This window comes from Arenimonas sp. MALMAid1274 (assembly GCF_049195245.1).
Taxonomy (GTDB): domain Bacteria; phylum Pseudomonadota; class Gammaproteobacteria; order Xanthomonadales; family Xanthomonadaceae; genus Arenimonas.
In genome coordinates this window covers 74,475-92,504 of sequence record NZ_JBMIRR010000021.1, presented here as the reverse complement: position 1 = coordinate 92,504, position 18,030 = coordinate 74,475, and the positions used below count along the sequence as shown (strand labels likewise).

General features: G+C 71.2%; 13 protein-coding genes. 8 read left to right on the top strand and 5 right to left on the bottom strand.

Annotation, left to right across the window (positions count from 1 at the left end; genetic code table 11):
• Window positions 1–43: 43 nt before the first annotated feature.
• Window positions 44–2,443, top strand: coding sequence for a protein kinase domain-containing protein (locus tag ACOQFR_RS01875; protein WP_421377913.1), 2,400 nt, complete (start codon window positions 44–46; stop codon window positions 2,441–2,443).
• Here the strand turns inward: ACOQFR_RS01875 and ACOQFR_RS01870 are convergent.
• Together ACOQFR_RS01870 and ACOQFR_RS01865 are read right to left on the bottom strand one after the other, a co-directional pair.
• Entirely contained in the window at window positions 2,440–5,496 is a 3,057-nt protein-coding gene (locus ACOQFR_RS01870; protein WP_421377911.1) for an efflux RND transporter permease subunit, read from the bottom strand. The two genes, ACOQFR_RS01875 and ACOQFR_RS01870, sit on opposite strands and share 4 nt — an antisense overlap.
• The gene (locus ACOQFR_RS01865; protein ID WP_421377909.1) at window positions 5,493–6,578 is read right to left on the bottom strand and encodes an efflux RND transporter periplasmic adaptor subunit; all 1,086 of its coding nucleotides are present in this window, start codon (window positions 6,576–6,578) and stop codon (window positions 5,493–5,495) included. Before ACOQFR_RS01865 ends, ACOQFR_RS01870 begins: the two co-directional genes overlap by 4 nt.
• 124 nt (window positions 6,579–6,702) lie before the next feature.
• Between ACOQFR_RS01865 and ACOQFR_RS01860 the strand changes: the two genes are divergently transcribed.
• Window positions 6,703–7,917: a magnesium transporter gene (locus ACOQFR_RS01860; protein WP_421377907.1), complete on the top strand. Its 1,215-nt coding sequence runs from the start codon at window positions 6,703–6,705 to the stop codon at window positions 7,915–7,917.
• Window positions 7,918–8,084: 167 nt separating this feature from the next.
• Complete coding sequence (gene glnE, locus ACOQFR_RS01855; RefSeq protein ID WP_421377905.1) at window positions 8,085–10,880, top strand: bifunctional [glutamate--ammonia ligase]-adenylyl-L-tyrosine phosphorylase/[glutamate--ammonia-ligase] adenylyltransferase; 2,796 nt, start codon at window positions 8,085–8,087, stop codon at window positions 10,878–10,880.
• A gap of 54 nt (window positions 10,881–10,934) precedes the next feature.
• Here the strand turns inward: glnE and ACOQFR_RS01850 are convergent, their stop codons facing one another.
• The gene (locus ACOQFR_RS01850) at window positions 10,935–11,885 is read right to left on the bottom strand and encodes a mitochondrial fission ELM1 family protein (protein ID WP_421377903.1); all 951 of its coding nucleotides are present in this window, start codon (window positions 11,883–11,885) and stop codon (window positions 10,935–10,937) included.
• 70 nt (window positions 11,886–11,955) lie between these two features.
• Window positions 11,956–12,783 (bottom strand): hypothetical protein, encoded by an 828-nt coding sequence (locus tag ACOQFR_RS01845; RefSeq protein WP_421377901.1) that lies wholly within the window; start codon window positions 12,781–12,783, stop codon window positions 11,956–11,958.
• 216 nt (window positions 12,784–12,999) lie between these two features.
• Here ACOQFR_RS01845 and ACOQFR_RS01840 point away from each other — a divergent pair, with 216 nt between their 5' ends.
• Entirely contained in the window at window positions 13,000–13,569 is a 570-nt protein-coding gene (locus ACOQFR_RS01840; RefSeq protein ID WP_421377899.1) for a YceI family protein, read from the top strand.
• A gap of 30 nt (window positions 13,570–13,599) precedes the next feature.
• Here the strand turns inward: ACOQFR_RS01840 and ACOQFR_RS01835 are convergent, their stop codons facing one another.
• Window positions 13,600–13,773, bottom strand: coding sequence for a hypothetical protein (locus ACOQFR_RS01835; RefSeq protein WP_421377897.1), 174 nt, complete (start codon window positions 13,771–13,773; stop codon window positions 13,600–13,602).
• A 785-nt stretch (window positions 13,774–14,558) separates the two neighbouring features.
• Between ACOQFR_RS01835 and ACOQFR_RS01830 the strand changes: the two genes are divergently transcribed.
• The 4 genes from ACOQFR_RS01830 to ACOQFR_RS01815 are packed head-to-tail and all read left to right on the top strand — an operon-like array spanning window position 14,559 to window position 18,030.
• Window positions 14,559–14,762: a zinc-finger domain-containing protein gene (locus ACOQFR_RS01830; RefSeq protein ID WP_421377895.1), complete on the top strand. Its 204-nt coding sequence runs from the start codon at window positions 14,559–14,561 to the stop codon at window positions 14,760–14,762.
• Window positions 14,763–14,775: 13 nt separating this feature from the next.
• On the top strand, window positions 14,776–15,888 hold the full coding sequence (locus ACOQFR_RS01825) for a glycosyltransferase (RefSeq protein ID WP_421377893.1): 1,113 nt from the start codon (window positions 14,776–14,778) through the stop codon (window positions 15,886–15,888).
• Complete coding sequence (locus tag ACOQFR_RS01820; protein WP_421377891.1) at window positions 15,866–17,137, top strand: O-antigen ligase family protein; 1,272 nt, start codon at window positions 15,866–15,868, stop codon at window positions 17,135–17,137. The genes ACOQFR_RS01825 and ACOQFR_RS01820 overlap by 23 nt, the downstream gene beginning before the upstream one ends.
• A gap of 14 nt (window positions 17,138–17,151) precedes the next feature.
• On the top strand, window positions 17,152–18,030 hold the full coding sequence (locus ACOQFR_RS01815; protein ID WP_421377889.1) for a lysophospholipid acyltransferase family protein: 879 nt from the start codon (window positions 17,152–17,154) through the stop codon (window positions 18,028–18,030).

Genomic DNA, 18,030 nt, shown 5'->3' with positions numbered 1-18,030 from the left:
TAGTGTCGGCCGGAAACGGGCGGGCGGGGAACCCGGGAATCGCATGAGCACGTCGCTGGAACTCAAGGTACTGCAGGTCTTCGAACAGGCGCTGGAACAGCCGCCGTCGGAACGCATCGCCTGGCTGTCGGGCCAGGGCCTGGCGCCGGAAGTGCAGTCGGGCGTGCTGCGCCTGCTCGATGCCGAGAAGGCCGCGGGCAGCTTCCTGGAAGAGACCGCGGTGCTCACCGAGGAAGTGCCGCCGAAATTCCCGAAAGTCGGTGAGCGGCTGGGCAACTACGAGCTGCTCAAGCCGCTGGAATCGGGCGGCATGGGCGTGGTCTACCTGGGCCGTCGCGCCGACGACGTGTACGAGCAGCAGGTGGCGATCAAGCTGGTGCGGCCGGTGCACATGCTGGGCGCGGCGGACTTCCGCCGCCAGCTGATCGCCCGCTTCGAGGACGAGCGCGCGATCCTGGCGCGCCTGAACCACCCCAACGTCGCGCGCATCCTCGACGGCGGCAGCACCGCCAGCGGCATTCCCTACCTGGTGATGGAGTACGTCGACGGCATCTCGCTCACCGACTTCTGCAAGGAGCGCAAGCTGGACGTGCGCCAGCGGCTGGCGCTGTTCCGCAAAGTCTGCGACGGCGTGCAGGAAGCGCACCGCCACCTGATCGTGCACCGGGACCTCAAGCCCGACAACATCCTGGTGGGCGTGGACGGCGAGCCGCGCCTGCTGGATTTCGGCATCGCCAAGATCCTGGAGCGTGAACCGCTGGGCGGCAGCCCCGGCACCGCGCTGTCGGCGATGACGCCGGCCTACGCCAGCCCGGAACAGGTGCGCCAGCAGCCGCTGACCACCAGCTCGGACGTGTATTCGCTGGGCGTGGTGCTGTACCAGCTGGTCACCGGCATGCGTCCCTACGAACTGGCCGGCCTGCGGCCGTCGGAAGCCGAGCACGTGGTCTGCGACCTGCAGCCCGAGCCGATGCGGCGCATGCTGGACAAGGCGCCGCTGACCGAGGACGAGCGCCGCGCGCGCCGGGCGATGATCGTGGACGACGTCGAGCGCATCGTCGCCAAGGCCATGCACAAGGACGCCACGCGCCGCTACGGCTCGGCGCAGGAGCTGGCCGACGATATCGGCCGCTACCTCGACGGCATGCCGGTGCAGGCCGGGCCGGATTCGGCGGCCTACCGGGTGGGCAAGTTCCTGGCGCGGCACCGCCTCGGCGCGATCGCCGCCAGCCTCGCGCTGCTGGCGATCCTGGGCACCACCGCGTTCGCATTCTGGCAGGCCGACCAGGCGCGCCGCGCGGCCAACGACGCCACCCGCATCAACAACTTCCTGATGGACGTGATCCGCTCCTCGGATCCGTTCAACGCCGGCAGCGAAATCACGATGAGCCAGGCGGTGGACGAGGCCGTGGTCAAGGTCGGCCCGCGCTTCGCCGACCGCCCCGACCTGTCCTCGCGCATCCGCTTCGCACTGGGCTACGGCATGATCAGCCGCTACAAGCTGGACCTGGCCGAAGAACAGCTGCAATTTGCGCTGGACGAAAGCACGGCCGCCTACGGCGCCGGCGACGTGCGCACGCTGCGCATCCTGGAAGGCCAGGCGCAGCTGCGGCATTCGCAGGGCCGCAACGACGAGGCCGAGGCGCTGTTCCGCCGGGTGCTGGCAAGCATGGAAGAACAGCGCCTGCAGGACGACCCCTTCTACGGCATCGTGCTCAACAACCTCGGCAACTTCCACATGTTCAACGAGGACTACGAGAAGGCTGACGAACTGCTGCGCCGCGCCGAGGTGCAGCTCAAGGCGCATCCCGATCCCGAGGCCATGCCGTCCGAACCCTACCTGCTGGTGGGCAACCTGGCCTACACCGCGCACGGCCTGGGCGACCTGGCGCGTGCGGAGACGCTTTACACGCAGGCGCGCAAGGGACTGGAGCGCGTCTACCCGCGCGGCAGCCCCGAGCTGGCCAGCCTGATCAACAACCATGCCTTCCTGGTGGCCGAGCGCGGCGAGGCCGAGAAGGCGTTCGAGCTCTGGCAGCAGTCGCTGGCCATGCGCCGTCGCGCGTTCAAGGGCGACCACCCGATGCTGGTGACCGCGATGAACTCGGTGGCAATCCAGGCCATGCGCCTGAAGAAATTCAACCTGGCGAAGACACAGGCCGAGGAATCGGTAGCGATGTCGGCGCGGCTGTATCCCGAGCCCACCGGCAACCAGATCATGGCGGTGTCCACGCTGGGCGGCGCCCGCCTGATGTCGGGCGACCCGCAGGGCGCCGGCCAGGCGCTGCAGCAGGGCGTGGCCCTGCTGGGCAAGATGCGCCAGCCCGAGGAGTACCTGGCGCAGAACCTGCAGAAGCTGCTGGACGAACTGTGCAAGCGCCCGCACGAGCCGGCGGTGGAAGCCTGCGCCGGCATCACCCCGACCGAGCCCGCGCTGCCCTAGGCGGGCGTGGCCCTGCGGCGGGTGAAGCGCCGGGTGAAGTCCTCCATCGCCGCGAACGCCGCCGGGATCACCACCAGGCTCAGCAGGGTGGACGTGATCAGGCCGCCGATCACCGCCACGGCCATCGGCTGGCGGAACGCGGCGTCGGCGCCGAAGCCCAGCGCGATCGGCAGCATGCCGGCGGTCATGGCGATGGTGGTCATGATCACCGGGCGCGCGCGCTTGCGGCAGGCGTCCACCAGCGCATCGTGCATGCTCATGCCGTGCTGGTCCTCGGCGATCACCGCGTAGTCCACCAGCAGGATCGAGTTCTTGGTGGCGATGCCGATCAGCATCAGCAGGCCGATCAGCGCGGGCAGCGACAGCAGGGTGCCGGTCACCAGCATCAGGCCGAAGGCGCCGCCCGCCGACAGCGGCACCGCCATCAGGATGATCAGCGGGTGGCTGGCGTGGTTGAACAACAGCAGCAGCACCGCGTAGACGCAGAACAGGCCCGCGCCCATGGCCAGGGCGAAGCCGACGAACAGTTCGATGAAGATCTCCGAGTCGCCGCTGTTCTGCACCTGCACGCCGGGCGGCAGGCGCTGCAGCGACGGCAGCTTCTCCACCTCGGCCATCACCTCGCCCAGCGGCCGGCCGTTGAGTTCGGCGGTGAAGGTGATGTTGCGCTGGCGGCCGAAGCGGTCCACCTGCGACGGGCCCGAGCCGGTGCGCACCTCCGCCACCGCCGACAGCGGCACCGTGCCGCCCTTGGCGCTGGGCACGCGCAGCAGCGACAGCAGCGCCTCGTCGGACAGGCCTTCCTCCGACAGCCGAACGCGGATCGGCACCTGGCGGTCGGGCAGGTTGAGCTTGGCCAGGCGCTGGCGGAAGTCGCCGTTGGTGGCGATGCGCGCGGCCTCGGCGATATCCACCGTGGATACGCCCAGGTCGGCGGCGCGGCGCGCATCCGGCACGATCACCAGCTCGGGCCGCAGCAGCGAGGCGGTGGAGCTGACCGTGCCCAGCCCGGGTATCGAGCGCAGGTCGCGTTCGAACTCGCCTGCGGCCTGGTACAGGCGCTGCGGGTCGTCGCCGCTGAGCACCAGCATCAGCTGTTCGCCCGGTTCGCTGCTCAGGAAGCGCTGGCGCACGCCGGGCAGGGTGGCCAGGCGTTCGCGCACTTCCCGCTCGAGCTCCTTCTGCGTGCGGTCGCGGCCGGAGTCCGGGCCCCAGTCGAGCACCATCGTCACCTTGCGCACTTCGCTGATGCCGCTCACGGCCGGGTCGCCCAGGTCGAGCACGCCGCCGACGGTGGCGTAGGTCTGGCGCAGTTCCGGCAGGTCGCTGATCAGGGCGCGGGCGCGTTCGCTCATCGCCGCGGTCTGCTCCAGGCGCGCGCCGGGCGGCAGCTCCAGGCTGAGGTTGCTGCGGCCCAGGTCCGAGCCGGGGATGAACGTCGCGGGGATGAAGGGCAGCAGGCCCAGCGAGCCGATGAACATCAGCAGGGCTAGGCCCAGGGTCTTGATGCGATTCGCCAGCGCCCATTCCACCAGCCGCAGGTAGCGGCCCATCAGCGCCGATTCCTTCTCGGCGTGCGGCTTGGGCTTGAGCTGGTAGGCCGCCATCATCGGCGTCAGCAGGCGCGCCACCATCAGCGAGAACAGCACCGCCGTGGCCGCGGTCCAGCCGAACTCCAGGAAGAACTTGCCGGCGATGCCGGGCATGAAGGCCACCGGCACGAAAACCGCCGCCAGCGTGGCCGAGGTGGCGATCACGGCCAGGCCGATCTCGTCGGCGGCATCGGTGGCCGCGACCTTGGGCGACTTGCCCATGGCCAGGTGGCGGTCGATGTTCTCCACCTCGACGATGGCGTCGTCCACCAGGATGCCCACTACCACCGCCAGCGCCAGCAGCGTGATCATGTTGAGGCTGAAGCCCAGCAGCCAGATGACGCCGAAGGTGGGGATGATCGAGAGCGGCAGCGCCAGCGCCGAGATCCAGGTGGCGCGCCAGTCGCGCAGGAACCACCAGACCACCAGCACGGCCAGCAGCGCGCCTTCCCACAGCATGGTCATGGACGAGCTGAAGGACGCGCGCACTTCGTCGATGGCGGTGCTGACCATCGAGAACTTGACGCGCGGATGCGCCGCCTGCAGTTCGGCGATGGCCTCCTCGACGCCTTCGCCGACCGCGATCTCGCTGGAGCCGCGGGTGCGGCTGATGCCGAAGCTGACCACCGGCTTGCCGTCCACCATGGCCAGCTGGCGCCGTTCGGCATGGCCGTCGGTCACCTCCGCCAGCGACGACAGCGGCAGCTGGCGGCCGTCGGGCAGCACGATCGGGAACTGGCGCAGCATGGCCGCGCTGTCCACGGTGCCGACCGCGCGGATCGCCTGCTCGCTGCTGCCCTGGGTGGCGCGGCCGCCCGAGCGCTCGAGCTGCGAACGCGCCAGCTGGTTGGACACGTCGCCGGCGGTCAGGCCATACGCCGCCAGCACGCCCGGGCGCAGGTCCACCTGCACCTCGCGGGTGATGCCGCCGCTGCGCACCACGCTGCCGACGCCGCGCACCGAGAACAGCTTCTTGTTGACCTCGTTGTCGACGAACCAGCTCAGCTCGTCCTCGCCCAGCGTGTCCGAGGAAACGGCATACGTGACCAGGGTGCCGCCGACGATCTCGATCTTGGCGACGATGGGCTCTTCGATGTCGCCCGGCAGGTCGGCGCGCACGCGTGTGACCGCGTCGCGCACTTCGTCGAGTGATTCGTTGAGGTCCTTGCCGATGCGGAACTCGACGAAGGTGGTGGACACGCCTTCGGTGACAGTGCTGACCAGCTTGTTGATGTCGGCAAGACTGGCCACCGAGTCCTCGATCTTGCGCGTCACCTCGGTCTCGAGCTGGCTGGGCGTGGCGCCCGGCAGCGCCACCGTCACGGTGACGCCCGGGTAGGACACGTCCGGGAAGCGCGACACCGCCAGCTGCTGGTAGCCGAACAGGCCGACGATGGTCAGCAGGATGAAGAGCAGGATCGCCGGCAGCGGCCGGTTGATGGACCAGGCCGAGAAATTCATCCGGCGGGGCCCCCGGTGGCGGCCACCACGCGGACGCGGTCGCCGTCGGACAGGAAGCCCGCGCCCTCGACCACCACCTGCTCGTCGGCCTCCAGGCCGTCCAGCACCTGCACCAGGCCGTCCTGGCGCACGCCCAGCTCGACCCGGCGCTGCGACACCACGTTGCCCTCGCCCAGCACGAACACGTAGCGGTAGCCGTCGCGCTCGACGATGGCCTGGTCGGGCACGGTGCGCGCGGGCAGGTTGCCCAGCACCAGGTCGCCCTGGGCATACATGCCGGCGCGCAGCGCGCCCGGCTGCGGCAGGTCGGCGTAGACCACGCCGGTGCGGCTCTGCACGTTGAGCGAGGGCGACACCGCGCGCACGCGACCGGCGACGGCGGCGCCGTCGGGCCCGCGCAGCTCCACTTCGACGCCCGGCGTGATCCGGATCAGTTCGGCCTCGGGCAATTCGGCGCGCCACTCCAGGCGGCCGTCGCGGATCAGGCTCAGCATCTCCACGCCGGCCTGCACCACCTGGCCCGGCTGCACCAGGCGCTGCGAGATCACGCCGTCGTCGGGCGCGCGCAGGGTGGCGAAGCCCAGGCGCAGCCGCGCGTTTTCAAGCTGTGCCTGCGCCGTCTGGCGCTGCGCCCGGGCGGTGAGTTCGCCGGCGATCAGCTGGTCGGCTTCGCTGGCGGCGACCAGGCGCTCGCGCTTGAGGATTTCGCCGCGGCGCGCATTCGCGCTGGCCACCACCAGGTTGGCATCGGCCTGCGCCAGCACGGCTTCGGCCTGGCGCAGCTCCATCTGCAGGCTGCGCGTGTCCAGCTGCAGCAGCGGCTGGCCGGCCTTCACGGTGTCGCCGACCTCGACCAGCACCTCGGCCACGCGCTGTCCGGACAGCTCCACGCCCAGCGCCATCTGCTCCCAGGCGGCGATCGACCCGGAGGCGGTGATACGTCGCGGCAGCGAGGCCTGCACGGGCGTGGCGACGCTGACCGTGAGGCTGGTGGGGGCGGTGGCCGGGGCCTCGTCCCCCGCGCAGGCGGCGAGCAGCAGGCACAGCAGGATCGGCGGCAGGGCCGCAGTACGCAGGGACATGGAGGGTTCGCCGTGGGGTGCGAGGCGGCGATTGTCTCAAACGCCGGGGCACGTGGGTGCAGGCATCGTGATGTCCGGTGGGCTAGGCTTAAGCCGTTTTCAAGGGCGCTGCCCGGAGATGCCTGTGAACCCACCTGCCCCAACCCTGTCCGAGCCGCCGTCGCTGGCCAAGCGCGTCGCCGCCCTCGATACCCAGACCGCGCTCAAGCGCCTGGACGACGTCGACCCGGCCGAGATCGCCCGGCTGCTGGCCGCGATGCCGCCGGCGCGGGCCAACAACCTGCTGGCGGCGATGGACCCGGCCTGGCGCACCCGCATCATGGCGGCCGCGCCCGCGGGCACCGACTGGACCGACGCGCAGCGCTACGAGGAAGGCACCGTCGGCCGCCTGCTGGAGGACCCGCCCGCGGTGTTCACCAGCGGCACCCGGGTTTCGGTGGCGATCGAGGCGCTGCGCAAGGTGGTCAAGGAAAGGCTGGTCACCTACCTGTGGGTGGTGGATGCCCGGCAGCACCTGCTGGGCGTGGTCGCCTTCCGCGACCTGCTGTATGCCGAGCGCGAGGTGAGCCTGGACGACATCATGATCCGCTCGCCCTTCTGCCTGCGGCCGAAGATGACGCTGGTGGATGCGATGCGCGAGGTGGTGACGCGCCACTACCCGGTCTATCCGGTTTGCGAGGACGATGGCCGCCTCGTCGGCCAGGTGCGCGGCCAGGTGCTGTTCGAGCAGCAGGCTTTCGAGATTTCCGCGCAGGCCGGCGCGATGGTCGGCGTGGAGAAGGAAGAGCGCCTGGCCACGCCGCTGTGGCGCGCCTTCCGGTTCCGCAATCCCTGGCTGCTGGTGAACCTGCTCACGGTGTTCGTGGCGGCGGCGGTGGTGGGTTATTTCGAGGAGACGATCAACCGCGTGGTGGTGCTGGCGGTGTTCCTGCCGGTGCTGGGCGGGCAGAGCGGCAACCTGGGCTGCCAGGCGCTGGCGGTGATGCTGCGCGGCATGACCCTGGGCGAGCTGCGCGGCATGGGCGTGGCCAGGCTGGTGAGCAAGGAGGCGCTGTTGGGGCTGCTCAACGGCACCGTCACCGGTGCGCTGGCGGGCGCAGCCATGTACTGGGTGGTGTCGCGCGACGGCGGCAGCGACGGCCTCATGCTGGGCCTGATCACGCTGGTGGCCATGGCTCTGAGCTGCATGATCGCGGGCCTGTCGGGCTCGCTGATTCCGCTGATCCTCAAGCGGCTGGGCGCCGACCCGGCCACCGCCTCCAGCATCTTCCTGACCACCCTGACCGACGTGGTCAGCATGGGCAGTTTCCTGGGCCTGGTGACCTGGCTGGTGCTCTGACCGGGAGGGCATGACCGCAATGTTGCAGTGCAACGTGCATCGGCCCGCGGGCCAAGCCACGATGCCTGCGCTTCCGACGTGGGGGAGGGAGCGAGAAGCCCGCAGCCGCTTTAGCGCTGCGGGCTTTTCTTTTTTTACGGCCCGGCCGCGCGTGACAGAATCCGCGCATGCCCGCCCATCCTTCCTCCGAGGCCGCGCTCGCCGCCCTGATTGACCGCGCCCTGGCGCGACTGGCCGAGCGCGCGCCACAGGCGCTGGCCACCGACGCGCGCCGCGCCGCGATCGAATCGCTGGCGCTGTGCAGCGATTTCGCGATTGACACGCTGTGCCGGCAGCCCGACCTGCTCGACAGCCTGGACCAGGCGCAGGTGGAGCGTCCGGCGCTGTCGCCGGGCCAGGAGGCCGACTGGCCCGCGCAGCTGCGCCGCTGGCGCGCCGCCGCTTCCACCCGTCTGGTCTGGCGCGACCTGCACGGACTCGACGACGTGGATGCCACGCTGGCGGGCAGCAGCCGCATCGCCGATCTGGCGCTGCAGTCCGGCGTGGACGCGCTGACCGAGTCGCTGGCGCTGCGCCATGGCCAGGTGCGCAGCGCCGACGGCGAGCGGCAGTCGCTGGTGGTGTTCGGGCTGGGCAAGCTCGGCGGCGGCGAGCTCAACTTCAGCTCCGACGTGGACTTGGTGTACGCCTTCCCCGAACACGGGCAGAGCGACGGCGCGCGTGCCCTGGATGCCGAGGCCTGGTTCACCCGCCTGGGCCAGCGACTGGCGCAATTGCTGGGCGAGGTGACCGCCGACGGCTTCTGCCATCGCGTGGACCTGCGGCTGCGGCCGTTCGGCGCCAGCGGCCGGCTGGTGCTCAGCTTCGGCGCAATGGAGCAGTACTTCCAGCGCGAGGGTCGCGACTGGGAGCGCTACGCCTGGATCAAGGCACGCCCCGTGGCCGGCGACACCGCGGCCGGCGAGCGCCTGCTGGCGACGCTGCGACCTTTCGTCTACCGGCGCTACCTGGATTACGGCGCGCTCGACGGCCTGCGCGAAATGAAGGCGCTGATCGCGGCCGAAGTGCAGAAGCGCGAATTGGCCGACAACCTCAAGCTGGGGCCGGGCGGCATCCGCGAGGTCGAGTTCCTGGTGCAGGCGCTGCAGCTGATCCGCGGCGGCCGCGAGCCCGCGCTGCGCGGACGCGCGCTGCTGCCCACGCTGTCGGCGCTGGCGGAGGCGGGCCATGTCGCACCTGCCACCGCGCAGCGCCTGGCCGAGGCCTACCGGGCCCTGCGCCGGCTGGAGAACCGCGTGCAGATGCTGGCCGACCAGCAGGTGCATGCGCTGCCGGAAGACCCGGTCTCGCGACTGCGCATCGCGCGCGCGCTCGGCCATCGCGATGAGGGCGACATGCTCGCGGCCCTGGATGTACACCGCGGCGTCGTGGCCGAGGAGTTCGCGGGCCTGCTGGAAGCACGCCGCCGCCGGCGTGCGCCCACCAGCGCGCTGGTGCAGTACTGGCGCGCCTTGCCCGACGCCGGCGACGAGGCGGTGCTGGCCGAGGCCGGGTTTGCCGACGCCGCGACGCTGGATGCAAGCCTGCGCGACTTCGCGCGCACGCCCGCGGTGCGCGCACTGTCCGAGCGTGGCCGCCAGCGCCTGGACAACGTCCTGCCGGAACTGCTCGCCGCCGCCGCGCGCAGCGACGCGCCCGATGCCTCGCTTCCCCGCGGACTGGCGCTGCTGCAGGCCATCACCCGCCGCACCAGCTACCTGGCCCTGCTGGAAGAACAGCCTGCGGCCCTGGCCCGGCTGGCCGACGTGACCGCCCGCAGCGCGCTGCTGTCCGAGCGCCTGGCCGCGCATCCGCTGCTGCTGGACGAACTGCTCGACACCCGCGCGGCCGGCGCGGTGCCCGACGCCGCGCAGATGCCGGCCCTGGTGCAGTCCGCCTTGGCCACGCTGCCGGTGCACGACACCGAGGTGGCGTTGAACCTGCTCAACGAACTGCGCCAGGCGATCGCGTTCCGCATCGCCCTGGCGACGCTGGGCCAGCGGGTGCCGCCGGGCGAAGCCGCACGCGCCCTGGCCGCCCTGGCCGAAGCGCTGCTCGGGGCCGCGCTGCGCGTGGCCGAAGCCGACGTGGTGGCGGCGCACGGCCGCGTGCCGGGCGCGGGACTGGCAGTGCTGGGCTACGGCAGCCTCGGCGGCGCCGAGCTGGGTTTCGGTTCGGACCTGGACCTGGTGTTCCTGCACGACGCGCCCGCCGACGCCTTGTCCGATGGCGCACGGCCGCTGGACGCCACCCGCTATTTCGCCCGCCTGGCGCAGCGGCTGGTCAGCCTGCTGGGCACGGTCACCGCCGCCGGCAAGCTTTACGAGATCGACGTGAGGCTGCGACCCGACGGGGCCAAGGGCATGCTGGTGTCGAGCGTGGAGAGCTTCGCCGACTACCAGAGCCAGCGCGCCTGGACCTGGGAGCGCCAGGCGCTGGTGCGCGCACGGCCGATCGCGGGTGCCGCTGCGGTGGCCGCGGCGTTCGAGCGCATCCGCGCCGATACCCTGGCCCAGTCGCGCGACGCCGATACGGTGCGCAACGACGTGGTCGCGATGCGCCAGCGCATGCGTACCGAACTCGACCGCAGCAATACGCTGCGCTTCGACCTCAAGCAGGGCGAGGGCGGGCTGGTGGACCTGGAGTTCCTGCTGCAGGCGCTGGTGCTGCTGCATGCCGGTACGCATCCGGCGCTGTGCGGTCCGCGCGATACGCCGGGTCTGCTGCAGGTCCTGGCCGATGCCGGACTGCTGGCCGCCCCCGAGCTGTCGCGTCTGAGCGCGGCGCATCTGCACCTGCTGGGCCTGGGCCTGGACTGCACGCTGGACCAGCGTCCGCGGCTGGTGCCGCACGACGAAGCGCTGGAGGCGGCGCGCGAGGTGATCCGCAAGGCCTGCACCGCGCATGGGTTGGCCTTCGCCTGAGGCGGCACTTCGACGCCTCGCCACGCGTCGCGGCACCCACAACCCTGGCGCCTGCTAGCGGCCGAGCCGCTCCCGCACCTGGTCCGCCACCCGGGCGGTTTCGCGCAGGGGTTGTGCGGTGAAGGCTTCCGGTCGGCCGTCCTGGGCGCGGATGCGGCCGCGGCGCAGCAGCTCGTCCAGGTAGGCGCGCACGCGCCCGGTGGCGCGGCCCGGTTCGGCAACGTACACGGGTGCGTCGGTTGCGCAGGCTTCCGAGACCATGTTCACCGAGTCGGGCGACACCACCACCCGGTCGGCCCAGGCCAGCGCGCCGGCGTACGGGTTGGCACCGTCGCCCGGGTCGAACCAGCGCAGTCCCGGCGTGTCGGCCCAGTACGCGCGGGCGAGCTGCGCGATCGGCGCGGGCGTGCGGCGCGACCCGACCACCAGCAGGCTGCCGCCGTCGCGCGCCAGCATGCGCTCGAGCTTGGCCGCCATCACTTCGAAGGCGCCGCGGTCGAAGCGCACCGCGGCGGTCGGCCCGCCCAGCAGCACGGCGGTGCGGGGCGAGGGCAAGGTGCCCAGGTGCGGGAAGTCCGCGCGCGCGGCCGCCAGCCAGGCTTCGTCCACCGGGTGCAGGCTGCCGCACAGCGTAATGACGTTGGGACCGCGCAGGCCGTCGTGTTCCGGCGCCACCACCACATCCCACAGCGCGGGATCGAGCCGCGGATCCAGCACCTGCACGACCCGCGCGCCGCGCGCGCGCAGCAGGCGCGTGGCCAGGGCCGCGCGGCGGCCGCAGCCCAGGGCCAGCGCCGGCGGCTGCGTCATGGCCGCCATGAACTCCGGGCCGAACGCGTGCTCGGCGCCCGGCAGGCGCCGCGGCGCCAGCCAGGACCAGGGGGCCGCGGTGCGCAGCAAAAACTCGCGCGGCTCCGGCCCCAATGCGCGGGCCAGCGCCAGCACCTGCTGGCGGTGGCCGGCGGCGCCATCGTGCAGGGACCAGGGGACGGAAGCATCGGACATGCCGGCAGGGTAGCCGGAAAAACGACGGCGCCGCGAGGGCGCCGTCGTGTTGCCACCGGGGGCGGGACGATCAGTCGCCGTCGCCGACGAAGCGGGTGCCGAAGTTGATGTTGGCGAATTCAACCAGCCGCGCCGTGCCCGTCAGGCCGACCGTGATGGTGATCGGACGACGGAAGAAGCGCTTGGCCTGCTGCTCGGTCAGGCCGTACTGGTTCATCAGCGAAGCCTTGCTGACGATGGCGCCGATGCACATGCGGGTGCCGGTCTCGGTGCGGAAGAAGCTCTCGCCGCTGCCGATGCTGCCCGACTCGTTGATGGCGGTGAGGGCGGTGTCGATGTAGCCACCGAAGGCGGCGCCGGTGACCGGGTTGATCAGCGCCGGGTCGTCCAGCACGTCGCTTTCGATGCGGTACGTGGGGGTGACGCGGAACTGGTAGTTGCCCGGCGCACCGGTGAAGTTGCCCACGTTGTACTGGACGATCGGGGTCTGCCAGTGGCAGAGCAGGGTCTGGCTGCTGCGGCCGGGCAGGGTGATGCTGGCCAGGTTGGGCGCGTTGATCACGGTGGTGGTCCCGGCGGGGGCCAGGGTGACGCAGTTGGGGTCGCCCGGCTCGCCGACCGGCGGGGTGCAGTCGGGCGAGAGCTGGATGAAGCTCGAGACCAGGCCGATCCACTTGAGGTTCTTGCCGAAGGAATCGGCGTCGCCCACTTCGGCGACGGTGGGGGCGGCGGCAACGGCGGCGCCGCCGGCTTTTTCCAGGCGATCGGCGCGCGCCGCCGCCAGGCGGCCGGCCGCCTTGGATTCACTGGTCGGCGGCGAGCGGAAGCTGTCGCTGGCCTGGGCGGTAGCCGCCAGGCCGGTGGCGAGAAGGGCGAGGAACAGGGCGTTGCGGGACATGCGGTGTCTCCAGACTCGGGACCGCGCGCCGGACGGCGCTGCGGGAGCCGGATCGCCTCCGGGGTGCGCCGGGCTCGTCCACAATCACGCAGGAGGCTGCCGGAACCGGCCTTGTCCGGCCAGTCACGCAACGATACGTTGCGAAGTCCCGGCTGCGTTGCATCGGCGGGATGCCTACACTCACTGGCGACTGACCCCACCCACCGGAGCCCCACCATGTTCAAGCGCCTCGTCCTTGCCAGCCTGCTCGCCGCCGCCTTCACCGCCCAGGCCACCGAGACCTACACCATCGACCCGACCCACACCCAGGTCGAGTTCACCTACAACCATCTGGGCTTCTCCAACATCACCGGCCGCTTCGACCAGGTGCAGAGCGAGTTCCAGTTCGACGCCGCCGATCCGACCCGCTCCAGCGTCAAGATCACGATTCCGGTCGAGAGCATCAGCACCGGCGTGGAGAAGCTGGACACGCACCTGCTGGCGCCGGACTTCTTCGACGCCGCCAAGTTCCCGACCGCCACCTTCACCAGCACGGCGGTCACCGCGGCCGGCGAAGGCAAGCTCAACGTGGCCGGCGACCTCACCATCCACGGCGTCACCCGCCCGGTGGTGCTGGCGGTGACCATCAACAAGATCGGCGAGCATCCGATGGCCAAGGTGCCGGCGGCGGGTTTCGACGCCACCACCACCATCAAGCGCAGTGACTTCGGCATCGGCGGCTACGTGCCGGCGGTCAGCGACGAAGTGACCATCGACATCACCGTCGAGGCCCGCAAGGCCAAGTAAGGCTTCTGGGTTTGGCGCCGGCGTTGCGGTTTATTGCGCCGGCGTCACCGCGGAAGCGAAGGTCAGTTTCTGCTCAGTGAAGCCCTTTATTTCGCAGAAAGTGACCTTCGCTTCCACGGCGCCGCCGGTGCAACCCGCGCGGGTGCTCAGAGGAAGGCCCGTGGCCGCGCGCTCCGATGCTTGCGCGTGTGCGATCAGGACCAAGGCGGGTCATCTCTCCTGCCGATCCGGCGGTTAAACGATTCTGTACACCTGCCACCCGCGCGTCAGCGCGTGCGTGTCCACCTGGACACGCGATCCGCTTGGTCGCGCACTGGATGGACGGCAAGTTCGAAACTCCTATCCGCCCGGCGGCGGGTGTGAGCTCTTGGCGATCTCGAGAGAAGCGCATCCGGCGAGGAGAGCGAAAAGCTCGCGCTCCCGCACGGCGCAAGGTCACCCGCTTTCTCCTCGTCCCTGCGGTGAGCATCGGACAGTAACCATCCGACGAGTTCCAAACTCGGTCTATCGGGTTGCGGCGTTGCCAGTGCGACGCGGGAATCGCTTCTCAGGCCCGCGCCGAACTGACACCCGCCGCCGGGCGGACAGGTGCCTCGGTCTCGGCGTCGACCCAGCTCGCGGAGAAGCAGCATCAAGTGTCCGAATGGACACGCAGCCGCGTCGAGCTGCCCGCAGAGGCACAGGCCTGTTCAATCGCCGGATCAGCAGGAGAGATGACCCGCCTTGGTCCTGATCGCACACGCGCAAGCATCAAAGCGCGCCGCCGCGGGACTTCCTGACAGCCGCCCGGATGAACCGGACCGGGCGGGCCGTGGAGGTGAAGGTCACTTTCTGCGAAATAAAAGGCCCCTCTGAGCAGAAAGTGACCTTCACCTCCGCGGCTCGCCCGGCGCCTGATCACCCCGGCCGCGAAGAAATGCGGGCCGGAGCCGGGTGGCAGGCCGCGGCGGGTGTAAAATGGCGGCAGGTCATCCCAGGAAGTCCCCGCCATGTCGCGTACCGACACCGCCACCGGCCGAGCGCCCGCCAACGCCGAACGCCGCTACGACGTCCGTCGCGACGAACTGCCGCTGTCGTGCCCGACGCCGGCGATGGCGCTTTGGAATTCGCATCCCCGCGTCTACCTGCCGGTCGAGGCCACGGGAAGCGCCACCTGCCCCTACTGCGGCGCCGTCTACGTGCTCAAGGACTGAGGCCGCGGGCCCGGTGGCGCGCCCGCTCACCGTCGTGCAGCTGCTGCCCGCGCTCCACAGCGGCGGCGTCGAACGATCCACCCTCGAGATAGCCGCCGCCCTGGTGGCCGCGGGCCACCGCTCGGTGGTGATTTCCGCCGGTGGGCGGCTGGTCGCACCGCTGGTCGCGGCCGGCAGCAAACACTTCGCGCTCGACATCGGACGCAAGTCGCTGCGCGCATTCGCCACGATGCGCCGCCTGCGCGAGGCCCTGGCCCGGCTGAAGCCCGACGTGGTGCACGCGCGCTCGCGGCTGCCGGCCTGGCTGGGCTGGTACGCGCTGCGCGGCCTGCCGCAGCCCCGGCCGCGCTTCGTCACCACCGTGCACGGAATGAATTCGCCGGGACGCTACAGCGGCGTGATGCTGCGCGGTGAGCGCGTGATCTGCGTGTCGGGCGCGGTGCGCGACTACGTGCTGGCGCATTGGCCCGGCACCGACCCGGCGCGCCTGCGGGTGGTCCCGCGCGGCGTCGATCCGGCGCAGTTTCCGCGCGGCTTCCAGGCCTCTGCGGACTGGCAGGCAAACTTCGCCGCCGAACATCCCGCGCTGCAGGGCGGCCCGCGGCTGCTGATGCCGGGGCGCGGCACCCGGCTCAAGGGCCATGCCGATGCGATCGAACTGCTGGCCGGCCTGCGCGCCGCGGGCAGCGACGCACGCCTGTGGCTGCTGGGAGCGCTCGAACCCGGCCGCGAGGCCTACGTGGCCGAGCTCGAGGCCCTGGCCCAGGCACGTGGCGTGGCCCACGCCATGGTGATCAGCCCGCCGCGCGCCGACATCCGCGAGGCCTATGCCGCCTGCGACCTGGTGCTGCAGCTCTCGCGCCAGCCCGAAGCCTTCGGTCGCACCGTGGTCGAGGCGCTGTCGATCGGCCGTCCCGTGCTGGGCTGGGGCCAGGGCGGGGTGGGCGAACTGCTGCGCGAGCTGTACCCTGCGGGCGACGTCGCGCCCGGCGACGCGGCGCAGCTGTTGCAGCGCGCCCGCGCCCTGCTGGCCCAACCCGCGCCGCTGCCCGCCCGCGTGCCCTATACCCTCGCTGCGATGCAGGCGGCAACCCTGGAGATCTATGGCCAGCTCGTCGAACCCTGAAGCCACCCTGCGCTGGGCCCCGGGCTGGGTGCTGGCCTTCGTCGCGCTGTGGCCGCTGCCGGGTCCGGCCGAAGTGGTGCTGTCGCTGGGCGCGATCGTTGCGCTGAGCGTGCTGGCGCTGCGCCGTTTCCGCGGCGGCATCGCGCTGCTCAGCCGCGAAGCCTGGGCGCTGACCAGCGTGCTCTTCCTCAGCTACTGGCTGCCCGAACTGATTTCCAGCATCGATGCGGTGGACGGACGGCGCGCGCTGCGCGAGTCGCTGATCGACCTGCGCTACCTGCCCTTCCTGTGGCTGGTGGCGATCGCGGTGGCCAGCGACCGCGGCCGGCGCATCACGTTCGCGGGTCTGGCCATCATCGTGGTCGTCTGGCTGGTGGACGGGCTGGTGCAGGCGGCCACCGGCTGGAGTCTCGGCGGCGCCGCCACCGCGGACCGCCTCAGCGGCATCTTTGGCGCCGACAACCTGAAACTTGGCCTGGTGCTGGCCAGCCTGGCGCCGTTTCCGCTCACCAGTGCGGCGCGGCGCTTCGGCATGGTGGGCTGGGTGCTCACTGCGCTGGGCCTGGTCGTGGTGGTGCTGCTCGCCGGCGCGCGCGCCTCGTGGCTAACGCTGGCCCTGGTGCTGGTGTTCAGCGGCTGGCAGCAGTTCGGCAGCAAGCGCGCCCTGCTCCTGCTGGGCCTGGGCGGCGCGCTGGTGCTGGGGCTTTCGATGGTGTTCTCGGACAAGCTGCAGGACCGCATCGAGCGCACCGAGCAGGCGCTGTCGGGCGACAGCGAGGACGTGGACCATGCGCTGTCGGGCCGGCTGACGATCTGGACCACCGCGCTGAACATGGCGATGGCGCATCCCTTCAACGGCGTCGGCGTGCGCGGCTTCCGCGATGCCTACGCCGACCACGCGCCGCCCGATGATCCCTGGCTCACCGACCGCGACCACGGCGCGGGCTACCACGCCCACCAGATCGTGCTCGAGGTCCTGAGCGAGACCGGATTCATCGGCCTGTTCTTCTGGTTGGGCGGCGTGGCCCTGGCCTGGCGCGCCTGGCGCTTCGCCACGCCCCAGGCGCGCGAACGCGCGCGCGCGCCGGCGCTGGCGCTGCTGGTCACGGTGTTCCCGCTCAACACGCACCTGGCCTTCTACTCCACGTTCTGGGGCGGGCTGACGCTGCTGCTGGCCGCGCTTTATGCCGGCAGCCTGCTGGCCAATGGCGAGGCCGACACCGCGGCCGACGCCCGGCGGCCGGACTGAGCGGACCCGCGCCGATGCGCTGCCTGTGGGTCGCTCCGCTGCGCTGGCTGGCGATGGCCGTGGCGCGGCTGCCGCAGCCGATGCTGCTGGCGACCGGGCGAGGGCTGGCCTTCATGCTTTGGCCGCTGCTGGGCTCGCGCCGTCGCATCGCGCGCATCAACGTCGATTTGTGTTTCCCGCATCTGGATGCGGGCGCCCGCCGCCGGCTGGTGCGCGCCAGCCTGGTCAACACCGTCATCGGCGCGCTCGAGCTGTTCCGTGCCTGGCACGCGCCCTCGCGCGCGCTGTCGGGGCTGGCCGACATCGAAGGCCTGCAGCACCTGCGCGAAGCCCTGGCCCGCGGCCAGGGCGTGCTGCTGATGTGCGGCCACTTCACCCACACCGAGCTGGCGGTGCGCCTGCTGGGCGAGGCGCTGGGCCGGGAAGTGCGGGTGGTGGTGCGCCGGCACAACAACCCCTGCCTGGAAGCCTGGTTCGACCGCGCGCGCAGCGCCGTGTACGGACCCACCATCGGCAAGAAGGACGTGCGTGCGCTGCTGCGCAACCTGATGGACGGCCAGCCGGTGGTGTATTCGGCCGACCAGAACTTCACCTACCAGAATGCCTTCGTGCCCTTCTTCGGCATTCCCGCGGCCACGCTGACGGCCACGCCCGACCTGGTGCGGCGCGGCCGCGCGGTGCTGCTGCCGTTCTGGTACCGGCGCCTGCCCGATGGCCGCTACCGCCTGCGCATCGAACCGACCTGGCCCGGCTGGCCCAGCGCCGATCCGGTGGCCGATGCCGCGCGCTACATGGCCGAACTGGAAACCGTGGTGCGCCAATGCCCGGAGCAATATCTGTGGGCGCATCGCCGCTTCAAGACCCGGCCGCCCGGCGAAGCGCCGCTGTACTGA

Excerpts from the sequence above, each read along its gene's own strand:
- ACOQFR_RS01875 (WP_421377913.1), top strand. The coding sequence starts at position 44 with ATGAGCACGTCGCTGGAACTCAAGGTACTGCAGGTCTTCGAACAGGCG.
- ACOQFR_RS01870 (WP_421377911.1), bottom strand. The coding sequence starts at position 5,496 with ATGAATTTCTCGGCCTGGTCCATCAACCGGCCGCTGCCGGCGATCCTG.
- ACOQFR_RS01865 (WP_421377909.1), bottom strand. The coding sequence starts at position 6,578 with ATGTCCCTGCGTACTGCGGCCCTGCCGCCGATCCTGCTGTGCCTGCTG.
- glnE (WP_421377905.1), top strand. The coding sequence starts at position 8,085 with ATGCCCGCCCATCCTTCCTCCGAGGCCGCGCTCGCCGCCCTGATTGAC.
- ACOQFR_RS01850 (WP_421377903.1), bottom strand. The coding sequence starts at position 11,885 with ATGTCCGATGCTTCCGTCCCCTGGTCCCTGCACGATGGCGCCGCCGGC.
- ACOQFR_RS01845 (WP_421377901.1), bottom strand. The coding sequence starts at position 12,783 with ATGTCCCGCAACGCCCTGTTCCTCGCCCTTCTCGCCACCGGCCTGGCG.
- ACOQFR_RS01840 (WP_421377899.1), top strand. The coding sequence starts at position 13,000 with ATGTTCAAGCGCCTCGTCCTTGCCAGCCTGCTCGCCGCCGCCTTCACC.
- ACOQFR_RS01830 (WP_421377895.1), top strand. The coding sequence starts at position 14,559 with ATGTCGCGTACCGACACCGCCACCGGCCGAGCGCCCGCCAACGCCGAA.
- ACOQFR_RS01820 (WP_421377891.1), top strand. The coding sequence starts at position 15,866 with ATGGCCAGCTCGTCGAACCCTGAAGCCACCCTGCGCTGGGCCCCGGGC.
- ACOQFR_RS01815 (WP_421377889.1), top strand. The coding sequence starts at position 17,152 with ATGCGCTGCCTGTGGGTCGCTCCGCTGCGCTGGCTGGCGATGGCCGTG.